The organism is Flavobacterium aerium (assembly GCF_030766725.1).
Taxonomy (GTDB): domain Bacteria; phylum Bacteroidota; class Bacteroidia; order Flavobacteriales; family Flavobacteriaceae; genus Flavobacterium; species Flavobacterium aerium.
Genome location: NZ_JARQWR010000049.1, coordinates 1 through 332, shown reverse-complemented (window position 1 = coordinate 332; position 332 = coordinate 1). Strand labels below are relative to the sequence as shown.

At 44.0% G+C, this 332-nt stretch carries 1 protein-coding gene; it reads right to left on the bottom strand.

Annotated elements, in window-relative coordinates:
* Nucleotides 1–332 (bottom strand): Ig-like domain-containing protein (locus P6733_RS17935; protein ID WP_459553647.1); only part of this gene is annotated, 332 nt, incomplete at both ends.

Sequence of the window (332 nt, the reverse complement as noted above, 5' to 3'; positions counted from 1 at the left end):
CACAGAAAGTCTGTGTAGACTGTGTTGTCGTTGGTGCTGGTGTAACAGTGATTTTGGCTAGAACGGCTAAACGAGTTTTACTCTCACATCCGTTTGCGGTTTGAGAAGCATAATACGTTGTTCCATCTACTAAAGCTACTGTTGATGCTAAAGCTGTTCCACCTGTAGCAGCAGTATACCACTGAATCGCAGTTCCTGTTGCAGATAAGTTCGCTACTGTTGGGTTTACGATCTCACAGAATGTTTGTGTTGACTGTGTTGTCGTTGGTGCTGGTGTAACAGTAATTTTGGCTAGAACGGCTAAACGAGTTTTACTCTCACATCCGTTTGCG